Annotated in this window: 14 protein-coding genes and 1 pseudogene; 9 read left to right on the top strand and 6 right to left on the bottom strand. The window is 70.8% G+C overall.

Translation table 11 applies throughout. The features are described from left to right. Nucleotides 1-555: 555 nt before the first annotated feature. The 4 genes and pseudogenes from ACI79B_RS17815 to ACI79B_RS17830 all read right to left on the bottom strand — a co-directional run bounded on the left by ACI79B_RS17815 (nt 556) and on the right by ACI79B_RS17830 (nt 3,770). The gene (locus tag ACI79B_RS17815) at nt 556-1,242 is read right to left on the bottom strand and encodes a response regulator transcription factor (RefSeq protein WP_456929081.1); all 687 of its coding nucleotides are present in this window, start codon (nt 1,240-1,242) and stop codon (nt 556-558) included. Between the two features lie 215 nt (nt 1,243-1,457). Then, on the bottom strand, nt 1,458-1,883 hold the full coding sequence (locus ACI79B_RS17820) for an ATP-binding protein (RefSeq protein WP_456929080.1): 426 nt from the start codon (nt 1,881-1,883) through the stop codon (nt 1,458-1,460). A 103-nt stretch (nt 1,884-1,986) separates the two neighbouring features. Continuing rightward, nucleotides 1,987-2,208: pseudogene (locus tag ACI79B_RS17825) on the bottom strand (STAS domain-containing protein); the annotation flags it as partial. Further along, nucleotides 2,205-3,770 carry a PP2C family protein-serine/threonine phosphatase gene (locus ACI79B_RS17830; protein WP_456929079.1) on the bottom strand — a complete coding sequence of 522 codons (1,566 nt, stop codon included), beginning with the start codon at nt 3,768-3,770 and terminating at the stop codon, nt 2,205-2,207. The gene ACI79B_RS17830 and the pseudogene ACI79B_RS17825, both read right to left, overlap by 4 nt. A 350-nt stretch (nt 3,771-4,120) precedes the next feature. Between ACI79B_RS17830 and ACI79B_RS17835 the strand changes: the two genes are divergently transcribed. The 3 genes from ACI79B_RS17835 (at nt 4,121) to ACI79B_RS17845 (ending at nt 7,842) form a co-directional block, all read left to right on the top strand. Beyond that, nucleotides 4,121-4,579: a tyrosine-type recombinase/integrase gene (locus ACI79B_RS17835; RefSeq protein WP_456929078.1), complete on the top strand. Its 459-nt coding sequence runs from the start codon at nt 4,121-4,123 to the stop codon at nt 4,577-4,579. A gap of 546 nt (nt 4,580-5,125) precedes the next feature. Beyond that, nucleotides 5,126-7,480: a hypothetical protein gene (locus ACI79B_RS17840; protein WP_456929077.1), complete on the top strand. Its 2,355-nt coding sequence runs from the start codon at nt 5,126-5,128 to the stop codon at nt 7,478-7,480. Continuing rightward, complete coding sequence (locus ACI79B_RS17845; RefSeq protein WP_456929076.1) at nt 7,477-7,842, top strand: hypothetical protein; 366 nt, start codon at nt 7,477-7,479, stop codon at nt 7,840-7,842. Before ACI79B_RS17840 ends, ACI79B_RS17845 begins: the two co-directional genes overlap by 4 nt. Before the next feature lie 345 nt (nt 7,843-8,187). On the opposite strand, the gene ACI79B_RS17850 is transcribed toward ACI79B_RS17845, so the two are convergent. Both ACI79B_RS17850 and ACI79B_RS17855 read right to left on the bottom strand, forming a co-directional pair. Then, complete coding sequence (locus ACI79B_RS17850) at nt 8,188-9,291, bottom strand: hypothetical protein (RefSeq protein WP_456929075.1); 1,104 nt, start codon at nt 9,289-9,291, stop codon at nt 8,188-8,190. Between the two features lie 37 nt (nt 9,292-9,328). Further along, nucleotides 9,329-10,141 (bottom strand): hypothetical protein, encoded by an 813-nt coding sequence (locus ACI79B_RS17855; protein ID WP_456929074.1) that lies wholly within the window; start codon nt 10,139-10,141, stop codon nt 9,329-9,331. Between the two features lie 684 nt (nt 10,142-10,825). Between ACI79B_RS17855 and ACI79B_RS17860 the strand changes: the two genes are divergently transcribed. From ACI79B_RS17860 to ACI79B_RS17885, 6 genes are all read left to right on the top strand, one after another. Next, entirely contained in the window at nt 10,826-11,353 is a 528-nt protein-coding gene (locus tag ACI79B_RS17860; protein ID WP_456929073.1) for a hypothetical protein, read from the top strand. An 89-nt stretch (nt 11,354-11,442) separates the two neighbouring features. After that, nucleotides 11,443-11,892: a hypothetical protein gene (locus ACI79B_RS17865; protein WP_456929072.1), complete on the top strand. Its 450-nt coding sequence runs from the start codon at nt 11,443-11,445 to the stop codon at nt 11,890-11,892. A gap of 299 nt (nt 11,893-12,191) precedes the next feature. Continuing rightward, entirely contained in the window at nt 12,192-13,730 is a 1,539-nt protein-coding gene (locus ACI79B_RS17870) for a hypothetical protein (protein WP_456929071.1), read from the top strand. A gap of 73 nt (nt 13,731-13,803) precedes the next feature. After that, entirely contained in the window at nt 13,804-14,007 is a 204-nt protein-coding gene (locus ACI79B_RS17875; RefSeq protein WP_456929070.1) for a hypothetical protein, read from the top strand. Between the two features lie 131 nt (nt 14,008-14,138). Continuing rightward, complete coding sequence (locus ACI79B_RS17880; RefSeq protein ID WP_456929069.1) at nt 14,139-15,014, top strand: hypothetical protein; 876 nt, start codon at nt 14,139-14,141, stop codon at nt 15,012-15,014. Beyond that, nucleotides 15,011-16,501 carry a hypothetical protein gene (locus ACI79B_RS17885; protein WP_456929068.1) on the top strand — a complete coding sequence of 497 codons (1,491 nt, stop codon included), beginning with the start codon at nt 15,011-15,013 and terminating at the stop codon, nt 16,499-16,501. The genes ACI79B_RS17880 and ACI79B_RS17885 overlap by 4 nt, the downstream gene beginning before the upstream one ends. Nucleotides 16,502-16,579 lie beyond the last annotated feature (78 nt).

The following is a 16,579-nucleotide window of genomic DNA, read 5'->3' on the forward strand; positions in this document are numbered from 1 at the left end:
TGGACGCCGGCACGGCTCGCGTCGGTGGACACCCGGATCCGATGGTCGTCCCAGCGGTCGCCCGTGCGCTACCGGACAGGTCGCCGACTCCGCACCACGGGGGACTCGGCCACCGGGAAGTGGAAACCGTCCCCCTGCAGCCTGCCCGGTGGGACAGGAGCGCGCAGTGCGCGGCCTCCCTGTCACGGTCCGAACGCAGCCCGCCGGTCGGACAGCGATCATCCTGATCGACCTCGGGAACGTGGCGAGAGGCCTCGGCACCTCCGCAGGCGCGATCTCGACGAAATCCTCCAGCAGTGGCCATCCACAGCCGGCCGCGGCGCCGTGCGGCAGGGGACCCGACCAGGCCGGCAGCTCGGTCGGCGTCCAGAGCGATCGGTCGGCGCCACGGTGAGGTCGTCGAAGACCGGCTCCGTGACACATCGGGTTCCGAAGGCGTCGACGGGGCACCCGTCAGGATCGACGAGGGAGAAGTCCGCGCAGTCGACCCCCTTCAGCCGCCCGCCACAGGGAGAGCGCGAGCACGCCGCGCAGCGGCGCGCTCCCGAACCCAGGTCACGGGAGACACCGGGGTGCCGGCGGCCGGCCCCCGGCGGCCTCGTGGTCCCGCATCCGGGTGGCCAGGACGGCGGCCTGGGTGCGGCGCTCCAGGCCGAGCTTGGGCAGCAGATTGGTGACGTAGTTCTTCACCGTCTTCTCCGCCAGGCCGAGGCGATCGCCGATCTGGCGGTTGGTGTGCCCTTCACCGATCAGCCGCAGCACGGCGCGCTCCCGCGCGGTGAGACCGGCCAGCGGATCCCGCCGCCGGGCGCCGGCTCCGGGCGAGAGCGCCGCCGTGACCTCTCGGGCGAACACGGTGCCCCCGGCGGCCACCCGGCGGACGGCGGCCGCCAGGGCCGGGCCGCGCACGTGCTTGACCAGGTAGCCCGACACCCCCGCCCGCCGGGCCGCCCCCACCGTGTCCGGGTCGACGTACTGGCTGAGCACGAGGCACCGCACTCCAGGAGCGTCCACCTGCAGCCGTGCGCAGGCGTCCGCTCCGGTGCCGTCGGGCAGCCGCATGCCGACCACGGCGACGTCGGGGCGCACGGCCCGGCCCCGGGCCACCGCTTCGGCGACCGAGGACGCTTCGGCGACGACCGACAGGCCCGGGTCGTCGGCGAGCACCCGGATCACGCCGCGGCGCGCCACCTCCTGCTCTTCCAGCACCAGGACCCGTACGACAGCCGTGTCCGACCGCACCGGCACCAACTCCTCACGGGATGTGGCTCACGGCACAGGATCGTCTGCTCGGGCGCGGGCCGCGACCCCGCCGCACTCCGAGCCGCACCGCGCCGGCTCGCCGCGGCGCCCTCGGACCGGAAGGCGCCCTTCGAGGAACGTCAGCGGATCAGCGGGAGATGCGCGGCGGCGGGGCGCTCGGGTGCACCCAGCGGGGGGCCTGCCGTGCGGAGCGGTCAGGCCGGGAGGACGCCGGGGTGGGTGCCGGTCCCGGACTCGTCCGGTCGGTCGGGGAGGACGGTCAGCTCGAACCACACGGTCTTGGCGCCGGTGTCCCGGCGGCGGTGGGCGCCCCAGCGGTCGGCGAGGGCGGCGACCAGGTGCAGGCCGCGGCCGTGTTCGTCGGTGATCGCCGGGGAACGGGGGATCGGCTGACCGGTGCCGGTGTCGGTGATCCCCACCCACAGTCGCCCGTCGGCGGCGTCGACGTCGACGGCGAACGGGGAGCCGCCGGCGTGGCGCACGGCGTTGGTGGCCAGTTCGGAGACCAGCACGGCGACCGTCTGGCCGAGCTGTCCGGGTAGGTGCGCGACGGCCTCGGTGGCGAAGCGGCGGGCCGCGGGCACCGAGGCGGCCACCGCGGGAAAGGTGCGGCGAGCCATGCTCAGCTCCCCTCGCGCAGGCCCAGCCGGCCGCCGAGGCCGAGGACCTGCAGTACGCGTCGCACCACGGGGTGGCGTGCACGGTCTCGACCGGGGCGAAGTGGTTGGCGATGCGCAGCAGCACCGCCACCCCCGACGAGTCGGCGAAGGTCAGCTCGGCGGCGTCGATGCGCACCGGCTGGGCGTGGCGGCGCAGCAGCTCGTCCAGGGCCGGGCGGACGTCCTCGGCACCGGCCAGGTCCAGCTCGCCGCCCAGGCGCACCAGCAGCGGGGCGCCGTCGGCGGCCTCGACCACGTCGAGCCGGGCCTGGGGGGTGCCGGTCATCTCGTCCACCGCATCCCCAGCAGCACGGTGTCGTCCTTCCCGCCGTCGGCGGTGAGCGCCTCCACCAGGTCGTCGAGGGCCTGCGGCAGCGGCTGGCCGTCGAGGGCGGCGGTGACGGCGCGCAGCCGGTCCAGGCCGGTGTCGATGACCTCGCCGCGGCGCTCGACGAGCCCGTCGGTGAACGCCAGCAGCGTGCCGGCGGGTGGCATGCGCACCTCGGCCGCCGGCGGCGGGGCGGGGTCGTCCACGCCGATCGGCGGGGTGATGGGCACCGCCAGCGACCGGGCGGAGCCACCGGCGAGGAGTACGGGTGGGAAGTGTCCGGCGCAGACCAGCCGCAGCCGACCGGTGTCGGTGTCGAGTTCGCCGAGCAGCACGGTGGCGAAGCGGTGGTCGGTGCCGACGTCGAGCAGCCGGCGCAGCTTGGCCAGCACGACGGTGATGTCGTCGCCCTGCGCGAGGTAGGCGCGCACCGCGAAGCGCAGCTCGGCCATCGTGGTGGCCGCCGGCAGCCCGCGGCCGGAGATGTCACCGACGACGAACACGCAGCACCCGGGCCCGCGGGTGATGACGTCGTACCAGTCGCCGCCGACGTCCAGCTCGTCGACGCCGGCGACGTAGCGGGCCGCGACCTCCAGCCCGTCCAGCCGGGGGACCGCGGGCAGCAGCGCGTGCTGCAGGGTGCCGGCGATGCTCCGCTGCTGCCGGTAGAGCCGCTCGTTGTCCGCTGCGAGCCGCTCGGCCTCCGCGCGCCGCCGCGCGATGGTGGCCGCCGTGGCGGCCGCGGCGGCGGCCAGTGCGGCGCCGACGCCGAGGACGATCCACGGCAGCGCCGAGGACAGGGCGCCGGTCAGGCTGGTCGGGGAGGCGCCGACGACGGTGATCGCGGTGTCGCCGAACGGCACCGAGGTGCGCGCGGTGTTCCCGCCGATCGGCACCGGCCCGGTGGAGTAGAGCAGGTCCTCGGTGCCGGTGCCGCGGCCGAGGTAGACGCCGAAGTCCAGGCCGCCGAACGCGTCGTCCGACGGCGGCACCTGGATGCGCCGGTCCGGCGGCAGCAGCGACTCCGCGTAGACGACCAGCCCGGTGGCGTCGCCGGCCGGGCGCAGCGCGTAGCCCAGCCGGGCCGGCTCGCCGGGCAGGATGCCGGTGACCGCCAGCGTGCCGTCGGCGGGCACGCCGGTGAGGAACGCAGGGAACCCGTCACCGTCGGGGGCGACCGGATCCGGACCGAGCGCCGCCAGTTGCTCGGTCTGCCCGTTGCCGATGCGCCACAGCGACAGCGACATGCCCTCCGAGTCGGCGACGCGGGCGGTGGCGAAGCGCTGGAACGCGCCGGGATCGGCGTCGGTGGCGGTGGCCACCTGCCCGGCGTCGGCCAGCTGGGTGGTCAGCACCGCGATCTGCGTGGTCAGCACCGTGCCGGCCTGGGCGACCTGCCGGTGCAGCAGGTCGGCCTCGGCGCGGGCGTTGACCTGACCGGCCAGCACCGCCAGCACCGTGGTGAGCGCGAGGACCACAGCGGCGACGAGCGCAGCGATCCGGCGCGGGGTGCCGATCATGGTGAGCGGAACCGTACTCCGGCGGGGTCTCGGCGGAGCCACGCCGACCCACCACTCCTCTGGAGCCCAGCCCCCCGTCGCCTCCGGACGGAGCGGCGCCGACGGTCAGGCGGCGGGCGCGATCGGCTCGGGCACCAGCGCGTGCCGGTCCAGCCGCAACCGGCGCAGCGCGCGCTGCAGGTCCGGTGCAGGACGGTGCACGGTCAACTGCCGGCAGTGGCGCACCGCGCGGCGGTAGGCCGTTCCGAGCGCCCGGAGGCCGGCAGTGCCGACCGCGGTGGCCCCCGCCAGGTCCGGGTGCCATCGCCGGGGGAGGCGACCAGCAGGGTGGTGACCGCCGCGGCGAGCAGGTGGGTGCTGCGGCGCTCGAGACGGCCGGCCACGCTCAGGCGACCGGGTCGACCCGCCGCTCCCGGGTCGTCGACCTCGACGCCGGCACCGTGGCCGCGCTCCGTGCCCACCGGATGGTCCGTGAGCAGATGTCACCCGGCCCGGTGCGGGACTCCGCGCTGGTGCTGAGCGGGCTCGACGGCAGCCACCGGCACCCGGAGCGGTTCTCCCGCCGCTTCACCGCCCAGGTGGCTCGCGCCCGCAAGGCACTGGGGGAGGAGCAGTTGCCGATCATCCGGCTGCACGATCTCCGTCACACGCACGCCACGCTGCTGCTCACCCACGGCGTGCCGGTGGAGGTCGTCTCCGAGCGCCTGGGGCACGCCGGCATCACCATCACGCTGACCGTCGACCAGCACGTCCACCCCGGCGCGGGACGAGAGGCCGCCGACCGCTTCGCGGCCCTGCTCGACGGCTGACCGGGCCGCGGAGCATCGAAGCGGTGTCACGAGGGCCTTGGGGGTCCGGACACGACAGCGCCCCGGGTCCCTGACCTGCAGGAACACCGGGGCGGTGCTGTGTCCGAGGGGCGACATGCTACATACGCACACGGCTGTCGGGCACTAACTAGGGACGCCCCCAGGCTGCTGAACTGCGAGAACACCCGGCGAGAGCCCACAACGCTGTCGCGACAGTCGGTCGCCCAAGTGGAAAGCGTGCGAGTCGCCGGATGCTGAGCGAGGACGCGATCACGCCGATGGTGGGGCCGTCACATCTGTGCTTCCGCGACGTCATCGTCCGTGAACTGGCCGATGTCAGGGTTGTGTCTTACCGTCCGTCACGCGACGCCACTGCGGCGTCGTGCCGCAAGACGACACGAAGCCTGCCAGTCACACGGGTGACCGGAGGGGGACACGTCGACCGGAACGGTCAGGCACCGCGTCCTGACGTCGCACCGCCGCCGGCAACCCGCCGGCTGACGGCGCCGTTCGCGGGGCGGCTCCGATCGCGACGGAGCACCCACCATGACGAGCACGATCCAGACGACAACGTCATCGCCCGAGCCGGAAAGCAGCGTCGAGGACATCTCCACCCTGCCGCTCTCGGCGCTGCCGCTGACCGTCCCCGGCGGGCAGGTCCCCGGAAAGACCATCAAGGCCCTGCGTGACCAGGAGTCGCTGCCACTCGACTTCGCCCTGCTCCTGGAGGCCGCGCAGGCGTCCAACTTGTTCAACTATCCGCTTCGCATCGATCGGTTGCGTTCGGCGTACGGCGAGGTTCGCGTCGCAGCGATGCACGTGAACACCTCCATCCCGACGCCCGCCCCCATGAACGTCCGCAACAAGGGCAAGCGGCGGCACGAGGTCCGCCGTCGCAAGCGCAGTGGGCAGCAGTACCACCCCGATTTGCCAGCGTTGGAGCCGAGTCCGACGAACGAGCCATGTCTCATCCAGCGGTGCGAGAGCCTGCAGCAGGTGCTGGACTGGAAGGCGTACGAGCGCAGTCAGTCCACGGACAACGCGCTGAAGGAGGACATCAAGCGTCTGGGCGTGCAGAAGCCGCCCTTGCTGGTCTTCACCCGACTGCTTCTGCCCGACGGAAGTCAGCCCGCGGCGCTCGTCGCCGCCGACGGCACCCGCCGCGTCACCAATGCGCAAGGCGGCATCGCAGACCTCGTTGGCACGCAGTACGACCTCAGCCTCGCCGCGCAGTTCGGCCCCGACGGTCGACCGCGCCCCATCACGGCGGAGGCTGTGAAGGACTTGCGTAAGTCGCTGACGTACCCCGGCGCCAGCGCGTCGGTGCCGCTGTTCCCGGCCAGCAACAAGGACACCGACGTCCGCGCATGGATCGAGGAGATCGAGCCCACCGACAGCACTTCCCCCTCGGTCCTCGCTCAGGGCGACGCCTCGGATGGTGCCAACGAGGCCCTGCTCCAGGCCGACCGCGAGCGCGTCGCCGCATTCCAGCGCTGCCGGACCATGCCCGCCCGCGTCATCGTCGGCTTCACCCCCTACCGGGACCGCAAGGGCCGCCTCGGGACGCTCCGCGACGCCGTCATGGACCTCGTTCGGCGCGAGCACATCGAGGTCGCGCGCGGCCAGGACTGGGCCCGTGGCGACAGTCAGACCGCCATCGGCACCGAGATCCTCACCCGCCTGTCGAACACCGCCGACCCGACTACCGGCGTCCAGCTCGTGAACCCGTTCATCACCAGCGCGATCGAGGCGAGCGCCGACACGGCGACTGATGCGCACGGCAACGTACTCATGCGAGACGCCCTGCATGCCACATTCATCCTCGCCGCCACCGTGGGCGCCCCCGCCGTGGACAGCCCGACGTGGCGCGCCGTCCTCGACGAGCTCGCCGTGTGGAAGCAGAACCCGCATCCCAAGACGCGCGCACTCATCGCCGCGGACCTGGCCCTGCCGTTGCTCGACGTCCCGCAGAAGGACTACGGGCAGATCGTCGCGGCGCTCGCCGGCCTGTTCATCGGCCGGGAGTGGCGGGCGCGCCCGGCCAAGATCAGCAACAGCGGCGCCAACGCGACGGGGGTGAACGGCTCCGCGAGCAAGAGCGCGACGCTGACCTGGCACGACCTGAAGGACCGCCCGCTCGTCGAACTGTACGACGGCGCCATCGCAGAACACGGCAACGGCGTTCTCGGCCCGTACAGCCTCGCGCTCGGCATGGCCGGCGGCATCGCCCTCATCGTCAACCCAGACGAAGCGCAGCAGGTCTCCAAGGACGGCAAGCTCGTCGCGTGGCGGCGTCTCACCCAGACCGGGCTCGGCGGCAAGGCCGGCAGCACGACGGCCAACCCCGAGGCCATCGTGCGGAAGATGCTGACGACCCCCCGCGGTCTCGAGCTGTTGTACAACGCGGCCCTGCAGGTCTCGACCCGGCTGGCGGGTACCCGCACCGAGCCCGTGACCCTCAACGTCACACTGGTCAACGGCCGCCCCGTCCCGCTCACCGAGTCGGTACTCCGCAGGGAGTTCGCGCCACCCGGAGACACGAACAGCGTGTCAACGTCCCCGACGTTGGGCTCTCATAAGGACCAGTACGACGTCGCGGTCCCGCAGTTCCTCAAGGACCTCACCGCTCTTGCCGACCGCGCTGAGAACCTTCAGACGATGCGCGAGCCCGGGAGCCAGCCGCTGTTCCAGCAGTACGGAATCCCCGCCGACACCGTCGCCGCGATCCGGCAGAAGGTCGAGGTCATCAACGACTTCGCCACGGAAGGCCGTGTGCACTGGCGCAAGAACCAGCACGTCGCGCTGGAGCCCGACCTCTCCGTCGTCGCCGATGAGGCGCAGGACTCCCTCGCTGGCATCGACGGTGGCGACACCCACAACACCATGGTGGGGCAGGAGTGAGCGTCCCCTTCGGACCCGACCAGTACGCCTTCGCGGCGGCGCTCGTCGCCACGCTCGGCGCCAATGTCACGGCGGTCCTCGCCCGGCCCTTCCGGCTCGCTGGAGTGCTGCCGGCAGTGAGCCCCTGTGTGTACTTCGCGGTCGATGAGGCAGGTGCGCTCCGGTACATCGGCAAGGTCCACCGCCAGCGTGGGGGGTTGCGAAGCCGGTTCAGCCGGCACCACGCCCGCACCGACAGCTGGCACGCCGTATGGATCCTGCCCTTCGACAACAGCAGTACGGACGCGCGAGTCACCGCGGCGGAGCGAACGCTGATCCAGTATTTGCAGCCGCCGGACAACGGGCTCTCTCGGCCAGCCTGAGGGCAATGACCGAGCCCCCCCGCTTCAGGCGGAGGGGCTCGGTCATGCCGGGCCACCGACCGCACCCACCGAACCACCAGGGCCACGGCCCGCTCGAGCCTCAGACGCCGTGGACGCGCAGCCCTGTGACCTGCCAGCTCGGACCGCCGTCGTTCGGCGCTGTGTCCAGGAGGCCCCTCGTCCAGCAGCCTTCGCCGGCCGGTCAAGTCATTGGCTGCGGAGCCGAGGGACGCGCCCACGCCGAGCACAACTCTTCTGTACCGGTTGCCGGGTGCATCTGCCGCGGCCGGTGTCGTGACCCGAGCCTCACTACCCGGTCGGCGTCCCCGACCCCGTCTAGGTCGATCAGCGGTCGGCGGGGTCGCCGTCGTCCCCCGCCTCCTCGTCGACCATGGGTCCGCCGCGGGCGGCCGGGTCGGCGTGCAGCCGGGTGCTGATCCGCCGTACGTGGGCCACCGCGTCATCGAGGATCCGTTCCACCACCGCCTCCAGGGGCAACCCGAGGGGTATGCCGAACGGGCGCGTGACTCCCAGCGCGTCGAGTCGGTTCCGCCGGGCGGTGACCGCCGGGAGATCTGCCTTGCGCACCCAGCGGTTCCAGCGCCCGGCCCAGATGGGGCTAGGCATCCCGTCGCCGGGCACCTTCGCCCAGAAGCCCGCGTCGTAGCCGATCCATAGGGTGTGGTTGAGGATCGTGATGTTCACGTACGGCGCGTAGCCCTTCTTCCTCACCGAGCTGACGGAGTCGTGCGTGACCCCCTCGTTCGACAACCGGCGCGGCAGCCTGCTGCAGATTTCATCGGCCACCTCGATGGCTTGCTGCACCAGTCGCCCGACTGCGACGTCCTCGACCGCCGCGGTGAAGGGGACGAAGTCGCTGATCCCCTCCAGCGCGAGGTCCAGGGCGACGAGTTCCTCGAAGGGACGCCCGTCTCGCGTCAGCACACCGCGGAGCAGGTCAGACCAGGACATCACCAGGACGGTGCGGCCGTCGACCTCCCCACGCGCGGCCGAGCCGACCGGCGACAGCCGGACGCCGAGTTGCCCTTCGGCCTGACCGGTTAAGGCCGGCACAAGGGGCTTGCGCGTGACGATCATGAGAGCTCCACCGGGCGGCAGCTGCTCCAGGTAGCGGCGGGCCTGGTCGTGGGAGGTCAGCACCGAGTCGATCTTGGTCTCGATGATGCAGCGGTCGGTGGTCGCCTCTGTGAGGAGGAAGTCGCGGTAGGACTTCTTCCCAGTCAGTGCGTCGACCTCGTACGCCTCGCGCTCGATCCGGCAGCGGCGAAGGTCGGCGCCGACAGAGTGGCTCAGGAACTCAAGAAAGGCCTCCCGCATCGCGCGGTCGCCGTCCAGCAGCGACTGGAGTAGGTCATTGGTCCGCACCTCCGGATTGCCGGACGTGCGGATGAGGTGGCGGAGCCCGTGGTGAGCGATCGATTCAGACATCGTGTCCCTCGTTCGGTGGCGGAGCTTGTAGAACGAGTCAGCTCAACGCCGACAGGGCCGCTTCACGCGGAACCAGGACGCGCCTGAACGTGGGATCGATGAAGCGACTCCCCGCCTCGAAGATTGCCGCTATGCCCAATTCCTCGAGCAGGTCGACCATGTCCTGCGGTGGCGCTTCGGGAAGGAGGACGGCCAGGCTCGGCCGCGGAGAGATCCGCCGGCGATAGTCCAGCAGCTGGCCGATCGCATACCGGATGTACTCCCGCGAACTTTTGGCCTTTGCCTCGATCAGAAGGTTCTGCGCGGGGTCGAACAGATCCACGCGAAGCGATCCAGATTCAGAGGGCAGGAGCACGCTCTTCATCTCGCGCCCCTTCTTCGCAAGCCAGGCGAGGTAGCGGTCCACGAGCTGAGCCTCGGACCGGACGATGGTTCGGGTGACTTCGTAAAGAGTCACCTCGGTTTCGGTGACGCGCATCTGCTCCGTGTCGACAAGCTTCGCGGCCGCACCGGCGGGAAGCTCCATGATCCCGGAGGGCAAGCCGGTCAGGAGTCGCGACCGCGCCTCAGCGGTCAGCCGCTCGCGCACCTCCGCGTCGCGGGCCATGGCGTTGAAGACAGCGAGTGCCTCACCCCTGACCGGCTTAAGGCCCGTTCCCGGATGCAGGGTGCCTTGGTAGTTCCCCAGCCTGCGGCTGATCGACCCGGGGGTGCGACCGGTCAGTTGGGCGAGCTGCAGGACCTCGGAGTCGCGGGCCCCGGAGCTATGCCCACGCCTGAGGTACAGGTCGGCAACCACGATGTACTCATCCAACGACCACAGAGAACCTGCCGGATCAGCTTCTGCCACGGCCGCATGGTGGCACGTCCGCACCGCATGCCCGGGTCATCGGACCAGGTTTGCGCCACGGTAGTCCTCCCATGTGGGGAGGCGCCGGTGCACCTGGACACGGGCCGCCGATAGACGCGCTGCAGACCTCCCAGCAGCTCCTATCCCGCGATGCGCGGCGGGAGTCGCTATCAACCGGGCCTCCTGGGTTTCGTCGTCGCCGAACCGACGGCCATGGTGAGGCCGGCGAGGGCCGCATCCGTAGCGGCTCCTTGATCAGCCGGCGCAGGGGGATCTCGCGAGCTAGCGCGAACGGGCAAGGCCGCCGCCTTCCTGACTAACGCCGGCGACGGGACCGCCTACGACGTGCATGTCCGGGTGCCAGAGGAGATGCGGGTGGTAGGGGCGCACACGGCCCGCGACTGAGCTACCCGGCAGGCAAGCAAGCTGCGGGTGGGGTTGTTGCGCCGAATGTCGGCCTCGCCCGGCAGTCGAGTCACCGTCCGCTGGCGTAATCAACCGGGGGGCCGAGAGAAGACCACTTCTGGTCCCGTGACGGCTCCTCGGCCGGTTACTGCTGCCACCGGCCCGCAGGGTTCGTCTGTCACGGGCACAGGCACTGACGGGTTCTCCCGTCACCTACGCCGACCTGGTCGCACGGGTGCGCGACGAGCCGCGCCGTGCTGTAGGCATCTCGGAGGCGATGTGTACGACAAGAACGGGAGCGCCGTGACGCGACAGGTGACTCGATGGGCGGAGGTCCCGCGGACCTCCGCCCTGTACGCGATGTACGGAGGGGAGACCGGCCGCACCTGGGTGGCCTATGTGGGAATCGCCGGGAACCTGAACTCCCGTCTCGTCCAGCACTTCGTGCGCCGTGACAGCAGTGTCGTCACCGGCACCTCCGCAGTTGGCATCAACATCGAGCACGTCCGCCATGTGGAGTGGTGGGAAGGTGACCTGCTCGACGACGACAACGCTCGGCACGCCGCCGAACTGATTGCGTTCGAGCTGCTCGACCCTGCGCTCCGCAGCCGCGGCGCCCCCCGCAAGGAGGCCTTGGAGCTTCGTGCGGATCCGGAATTCCGGCGCTCCGTCGAACGCTTGCTCGAAGGCGGGCCGACCGGCCGCCTGGCGCCGCCGAGATTGGTCGATGTGGCTACCACGCTTGCCCAACTCGAACTGCGACTGCAGCGGATCGAGAGACTCCTCGAGCTCACCGCGGACTCGTAGGTCAGCGGGCGAGATGGGTCGGCTGGGGAGCGTGCGCCTCGGTCACCCGTCGGGGTGGACAAATCGCACGACTCGGCCAGAGCCCTGCCGTGATAGCCGGCGCCACCCATAACGTCTGGTTCATCGATCAGCCAACCCCGGGAGGGTTTGTGTCCATTTTCAGCTTCATCGGAGGGCTGTTCAGCTCCGCCGAGGCTCTCTCGGATGACATCGACGAAGTGGCCCCCCGTAGCAGTCGGGCGGGCAAGGCGCAGAAGTGCGGCGTCTGCGGCGTTGAGGGACACAAGTCGCCCAGCCACAAGCCCGGCAAGGTGTACGCCCTCCAGCTCCAGGTTGCCGACCTGGAGCAGAAGGTGGACGAGGCGGAGTCTCGCGCGCGGGCAGCCGAGGACCGCGCGGACATCGCCGAGGGTGAAGCCCGTGTGCTGTGGGACCAGATCGCCGAACTGCGCCAGGAAGTGGCGAGCATGAAGGACCGGCTGGCTACGGCCGAGGCTTACGCGCAGGTCGTCACATACGGCGAGGGCACGCGCATCTGAAGGGGCCTTTCGGCCAGTTGCGGTCCGCTCTTGGGTGCCGTCTTAGGTTAGGCAAGTCACCGGCTTGCGGTGAGGTGCCATGCGTCTGAGGTTGGCGACGACCCGCTTAGGCCGTTGTCCATGTTGAGATCGTCACCGCAGCCGCGGCGCGGGGTGCCGGGGGATAGCTGGTCCGTCTTGATGTCGCTCCGCAGTATGTCGGTCCCTCCTGGTTAAGTGGCCCCGCCGGGCCCGGTTGCCCGGCTGGCCAACCGGGCTCCACCCACGCTGGCCATCCATGGACACGGGGGTGCCGCGGCATGCAGACGATCTACTCGGTGGCGGTCCGGATGGCAGGGGAGCCTTCGGGGACCTACGACCGCGTCGTCACCGGAGTTTCCGACTGGGCATTGGCGGGGGAGCCCGCTCCCGAGAACTTCCTGACGCAGCGCGGCGAATCTGAGATCGCGGGCAAGCGCCTGCGCTGGGATGTCGTGACGGTCGCGGGTCGGCCGCACCGCTACTACCGACTGGAACTTTGTACCCCGCTCGCGGATGCCGAGGGCGCCGAGTTCGTCTGCGACGTCGTAATCGCGCAGTCTGCCGACGAAACGGCGTTCGGTGTCGAGCTCGGGCGGCGCGCGACCGTGGCGCGTCTCGCGCCGGCCCCGTTGAACTTCGTCGACCGCCCCCGGGTCGTGCCCTGGGTGCTGAACTCCTTCGAGTGCTTCTACGGAAGCGATCGGGTCCGCGCGGTGCCTCAAGTCGTGAGGGTCGCTGCGGTCCCGGACATCCTGGCATTCCTGGACGCGTCAGATCGCCGCCTACCTGTGATCGTCGTTAGCAGCACTTCGAACGGCAGCCCCGAGGCACGTCTGGGCGCCGCGCTCGCCGACCGGCTGGCCGGCCTGGCACATGTTGTTCTGCTGGAGACCTGGCTCGCGCTCGACTCCTTTAACGCCGAGTCCACAATGCGCGTGCCGCTTCGTGGCGCCCGGCTGTTCTGGCCAAAGTCCGCGCATGCCAGTCGGGACCCCTGGTGGACGAGCGGCCAGCTGCGCGACGCTCGAGGGGTCAGCGACCAGATCTTCGGCATGCTTTCCCGGTTGTCCGTGGTTGCCAACGCCCGGGGAACCGGCCTTGTTGAGCAGGTCCGCGCCGAGGAACGGCGGGTAGCGCGGGAGGTCGCGGACCGCCGCGTCGCCGAGGCGACAGACGCCGGGAACTTGGACGTGCTCGTCGGCGAGCTGCGCAGCCAGCTCGACGCCGAACGGGACCAGGTGCTTGAGCTGTTGCAGATGAACGAGGAGCTCGAGGCCGAGAATGTGGGACTGCGGGCCTATCGGGAGAACTTCGAGGCCCTTACGCAATGGCAGGGCTCTGGCGCAGGGACCACCGACTCCGAGCCGCGGCTTGAGGACTTGCAGGTGTCGGCTGACTTCCGGGAGCTGTGGCCGGCGTTGGAGCAGGAGACGGGCGGTGCCCTTGTCTTCACGGACGCGGCGAAGGACTCATGGATCCGCTCCGGATACCCGTATCCCGACCGGATGCGCGACGTGCTGCAGACGCTGGCCCAAGCGGCCACGGCGTGGCGGGAAGTCTCGGCTCGGCTCGGCAAGAGCCTGATGAGCTGGCTCGGGGATGAGTACGGGCTCCGCTACGCCCCGGACGACGAGGGCATGCGTCGTCTCAAGATTGACAAGTTCGACTTCGAGGGCCAGCAGCTCAGCCGCCTCCCTCACATCAAGATCGACGACAACGTCACGCCCGACAGGGTGGGCCGGATCTACTTCGGCATCGACGAGCGGAAGATGCGCTGGGTCGTCGACCACGTGGGCGTCAAGCTCCACGGCGTCTGATCTCGTGGGTGTAGCGCTGGCCCGAGACGGCTGGGCCTGCGCGTTCAGCGGTCTTGGTGGTGTCTGCTCAGGGGTGAGCCGCTACGTGGCGATGACAGCCTTGCCGTTCGCGCATCTGCAGCGCGCCACGGCTGGGCTGCGCGCTCAGCTTCGGCTGCAGGTGGCTGCCGGCGAGCTTCCGGACTGGGACACCCTCAAGGTCACCGGCCCGGTCCAGTCTGTCGATGCCCGTGGGCGGACCTGGTTTCACTACCGGGCCACGGCGGCGCCGCGCTGACGATCGGACTCTCGTGCCGTTCCCCGAGGGCCGGCAGCTCCATCGAGTGAAGGGGGTCCCGGAGTTGCCGATACCTGTCGGGGGTCACGGCGAGACTGGGGCCGTTGGACTTGGACAGGGGGGAGGCCTGGGTGGGGATCGCGATCTTCGACGCCGCGGGGCTGGCGAAGGAGAACCAGCGTCGCCACGAGAAGCTGTCGCTTCGGGCGCCCGAGTTGGAGCGCTTGGAACAGGTCGAGTTCGCCCGACTCGACAGGTGCCGGGCTCAGGTCTACCGGTTCGCTTTGGTGCCTTTCCGGGACGCGTTCTCGCGGTTGAAGAACGTGGACCTGGCCGAACTGGTGAGCATCGAGCCGGCCCTGGCTGCGGTCAAGCCGACCGTGGAGCTGCGGGAGGTGCGCCTCGATGTGATGGGCGTCGTGGAGGCGATCGCCGGTGGGCTGACCGCCGACTCGGACACGGATGCGGCGGCGTTTGTAACCGCGGGCAAACTTGCCGCGGTCTCCACCCGTACGGCGATCTCCGTGCTTTCCCGCGCCACTGCAACCACCGCCGGGCGCGGCCGCGCCCTCGCGGCCACGGCGGTGCCTCCCGGCCTGCGGCCGGTGCCGGCTCTTGTTGCGATCGGGGTGTTCATGGAGTTGCAGGGGCGCGTGATGCTGCGCGAGCAGCGCGAGGTCGCCGCTGGCCTCGACAAGTTGGAGATCGCGGAGAAGCGCAGCGCTGCGGCGCGCGTGCGCAGCAAGCAGGTGCGCGGGGTGCTGCGAAGGCTGCAGCGGGAAATCAACCGACGCCAGCCCGGGTTCGCCAGGCTGATCGACGGCAACGGCGAGTACGCGACCTACACCGCCGAGCAGCGCAGGCAGGTGGCGGTGATGGTTGCACTGGTCATCACCACCGTTGAGGTCCTAGGCGCCCCACTGGTGGACGAGAAGGGTCTGGTCACCGATCTGTCGGCGCGGATTGTCGAGGATGCGCAGCAGAGTCTCACCCGGCTGGCCGCGTGAGCGTCCCGCCGGCCTGTTCCACGCCTGACGCCCGGCGTCGTCCGCTGCTTCCTGGCGGGGCTGATGCGGCGCTGTGGGAGCTGGCCGACGAGGGCACGCGGCGCTTGGCCGCGGAGACGGTGGAGACGCTGCGCATCCGCGAGATCGTGGTGGATTTGGCGGCGCGGTACGCCAACGTCGGTCTTGCCATTCGTGCCGGTCACCTGTTCGAGGTGATGCACGCATCCTCGTTCAATCGGGACGCGATCGCGCAAGGTGCCAGCGTCCGGGCCGCGGTGACCGAGTGGATGGCCGGCGGATCGCGGACCGCGGCCGCGGACATCCAGCTTTTCGACCAAGGGGAGCTGGCCGGGGAGGCGCAGGCGAAGCTGGTCGATCGAACTTCGACGCTGGCGAGCCAGGTCGCCCGCAGCTCCTACGACGGCATGCAGCGGCTTGTGGCCCGGGACAAACTCGAGGCGGTCTCGGACCTGCTGGATCGCCGACTGACGATGAATCCGGACGGGCTGCGCTACGCCGATTACGAGGACGCTCGCGCTCATCTGACCGACCAGCTGCATGCCGGGAGCGTCCACAGCCAGCCGCTGTCGAGCGACGCGGTGCACCGGGCCGCCGAGCAACCGATCGGTTGGGCTGATGCCCAGGTCGCCGGGGCGGTCGGGCACCAGTTGCTGACTGCGGCCGGGATCGGCGCGGCTGGTGGTGCTGCGGTCGCCGGGGTGCTGTCGGCGGCGAAGTCGGTTGCCCAGGTCCGGGCGGGGGAGACTTCGGCGGCGCGTGCGGCTGCGACCGCGGCCGCAGCTGCCGCTCGCGGGGCGGTCTGTGGCGGAGCGGTGGCCGGGCTCGGTGAGGCGGTGCGGGTGGCGGCCGAAGCCGGTCTGCTGCCGGACGCGCTGGGCGGGGGCACACTTCCGTTGGCTTTGGCCCGTGCGGTGTACGGGGTCGCCGAGGCTGGCGTCGCGTTCGCCCGCGGTGACATCGACGCCGGCCGGTTTGCCGCGCGGAGCTGCGAGTCAACGCTGACCGTCGGCCTGGTGTGGGCCTGCGGCTCCGCGGGGCAGACGGTGATCCCGGTGCCGGTGGTCGGCGCGCTTGTCGGCGGTCTAGTCGGCCAGTTCTCGGCCACGGTCATCGTCCAGGGGGCCCAGTTCGCGTTGGCGGCGGCGCGTGAGGATCGGCTGCCCGAGGAGCGCATCGCTGTCCTGGAGGCCGAGTCAGCCGCGGCAGTGTTCACCGCGTCCGCTCTCGGCGACGCGGTCGAGGCTCTCGGCGCAGAGCGCAATGCGTTCGTGACAACGACCGTCCTGCCGCAGGTGGCGGGCGCGCTCGAGTCGTTGGCCGTTGCCGGCACCGACGATGCTCTCCACCAGCTGGCCGCGGTGATCTGGCAGTTCGCCGGCAAACCGGTGTTCAGCACCATGGCCGAGTTCGACGCATGGATGCGTGATCCTCTCACCACGCTCACCCTTGACCCGAACTGGCACTGATCTTCCTCGACTCAGGGCGCGCCCTGCCGGCAGAGCAGCGGGCCCGCACCGATCCGGGGCGGGCCCGCTGTCGCAGTA

Source organism: Geodermatophilus sp. SYSU D00879 (genome assembly GCF_054050375.1).

Coding starts and splice junctions, on each gene's coding strand:
- ACI79B_RS17870 (WP_456929071.1), top strand. CDS start 12,192: ATGCAGACGATCTACTCGGTGGCGGTCCGGATGGCAGGGGAGCCTTCG.
- ACI79B_RS17820 (WP_456929080.1), bottom strand. CDS start 1,883: ATGGCTCGCCGCACCTTTCCCGCGGTGGCCGCCTCGGTGCCCGCGGCC.
- ACI79B_RS17830 (WP_456929079.1), bottom strand. CDS start 3,770: ATGATCGGCACCCCGCGCCGGATCGCTGCGCTCGTCGCCGCTGTGGTC.
- ACI79B_RS17840 (WP_456929077.1), top strand. CDS start 5,126: ATGACGAGCACGATCCAGACGACAACGTCATCGCCCGAGCCGGAAAGC.
- ACI79B_RS17850 (WP_456929075.1), bottom strand. CDS start 9,291: ATGTCTGAATCGATCGCTCACCACGGGCTCCGCCACCTCATCCGCACG.